Source organism: Nesterenkonia sp. PF2B19, assembly GCF_001758425.2.
GTDB lineage: Bacteria > Actinomycetota > Actinomycetes > Actinomycetales > Micrococcaceae > Nesterenkonia > Nesterenkonia aethiopica.
The window spans coordinates 1-1,868 of sequence record NZ_MDSS02000119.1; the positions used below are offsets into that span (position 1 = coordinate 1).

General features: G+C 72.4%; 2 protein-coding genes. Both read left to right on the plus strand.

The features are described from left to right. Positions 1 to 440: glycerate kinase (locus BCY76_RS17165; RefSeq protein ID WP_139827885.1), on the plus strand; the 440-nt coding region annotated here is incomplete at its 5' end. 5 nt (positions 441 to 445) lie between these two features. Further along, complete coding sequence (allB, locus tag BCY76_RS17170) at positions 446 to 1,801, plus strand: allantoinase AllB (protein ID WP_070159400.1); 1,356 nt, start codon at positions 446 to 448, stop codon at positions 1,799 to 1,801. The last annotated feature ends 67 nt before the right edge of the window (positions 1,802 to 1,868 follow it).

A 1,868-nucleotide genomic window follows, 5' to 3' on the forward strand; every position in this document is an offset into this window, starting at 1 on the left:
CCGGCGCGGCCGGCGGGGTGGGCTTCGCCGCCCTGGCGCTGCTCGGGGCGGAGCGGCGCCCCGGCGTCGAGGTCGTCATGGAGCTGGTGGACCTGGAGACACGGATGGCCGGGGCGGACCTGGTCATCACCGGTGAGGGCAGCCTGGACACGCAGTCGCTGGCCGGCAAGGTGCCGGTGGGGGTGGCGCGCGTCTCAGCTCGGCATGGTATACCGGTGGTGGCGGTCTGCGGACGCAGTCTCCTGGACCGGGATCAGTGGGCGGCCGCCGGGATCGACCACGTCTGGGCTCTGCGGGACCTGGCGGGCAGCGACCAGGAGTCCATCCGTCGGGCACCGGCGCTGCTGCAGGAGGTCGGAGGCCGGATCGGGCAGGAGCTCGCGGCGCGTTCGCGGCAGAGGCAGCTGATGGCAGGGCCCGCGGGGCCCGGAGAGGAATGAGGACCATGGCACATGAACTGGTGGTCACAGCGTCCCGGGCGCTGCTGCCTGCGGGATGGCAGGCCGTGGAGATCGGCGTCGACGACGGCGCGATCACCCGCATCGCCCCGGCCGGGACGGGGCTCCAAGGGCTCCGGACGGTGGAGGTTCCGGAGGATCAGGTGCTGCTGCCCGGTCTGGTGGACTCCCATGTCCACGTCAACGAGCCCGGCCGCACCGAGTGGGAGGGATTCGCCTCGGCGACCCGCGCGGCTGCCGCCGGCGGGGTGACCACGATCGTGGACATGCCGCTGAACTCCATCCCGCCGACGGTTGACCCGGAGGCGCTTCAGGTGAAGCGGGCCGCCGCTGAGGTGGCCGCCCATGTGGACATCGGCTTCTGGGGTGGGGCGATCCCCGGCAACGGTGAGCAGCTGCGCCCGCTGCACGAGCAGGGCGTCTTCGGCTTCAAATGCTTCCTGGAGGACTCCGGTGTGGAGGAGTTCCCGCCGCTGGAGCCGGCCGAGATGGAGGCCGACATGACCATCCTCGCCGAGCTGGGATCGATGATGATCGTCCACGCCGAGGACCATGGCACGCTGGCCCAGGCGCCGCAGGCCTCCGGCCGCAAGTACGAGGACTTCCTGCGCTCCCGGCCGCGGGAGGCGGAGAACGTGGCGATCCGGGCGGTCATCGATGCCGCCCGCCGCACCGGGGCTCGCGCCCACATCCTGCACCTGTCCTCGGCCGACGCCCTGCCGGAGATCCGCGCGGCCCGGGCCGAGGGGGTCCGCCTGACGGTGGAGACCTGCCCGCACTACCTGGTGCTGGCCGCCGAGGAGATCGTCGACGGCGCCACCACACATAAGTGCTGCCCGCCGATCCGCGAGGCCGCGAACCGGGATCTGCTGTGGGAGGCCCTGGCGGACGGCACCATCGACTGCGTGGTCTCGGACCATTCGCCGTCGACCGCGGAGCTGAAGCTGCTCGACACCGGGGACTTCGGGGCCGCCTGGGGCGGGATCTCCTCGCTGCAGCTGGGCCTGCCGCTGGTGTGGAGCGAGGCCAGGGCCCGCGGACTGGAGCTGTCCCAGGTGGTGGGCTGGATGTCCTCCGGCCCGGCCGACCAGGTGGGTCTGCAGGACAGGGGGCGCATCGCCGAGAGGGCGAGTGCGGACCTGGTGGTCTTCGCCCCGGAAAAGTCCTGGAGCGTGGAGGCCGAGAGCCTCTGGCACCGCAACAAGGTCAGCGCCTATGACGGCCGTGAGCTGGTCGGCGTCGTGGAGTCCACGCTGCTGCGCGGCGAAGAGGTCGACTTCGAGACTCCGCGGGGTCGGTTGATCAGCCGGACCGAGGCCGCGGCGCCGCAGCCGCAGAGCTGAGGTCGTCCGCCGCACGACGACGCCGCAGCACTACGACGCCGCGGGCCCCGACCAGATCTGGTCGGGG

What these genes read in the sequence shown, in the direction of transcription:
- allB (WP_070159400.1), top strand. Translation starts at nt 446, where the DNA reads ATGGCACATGAACTGGTGGTCACAGCGTCCCGGGCGCTGCTGCCTGCG.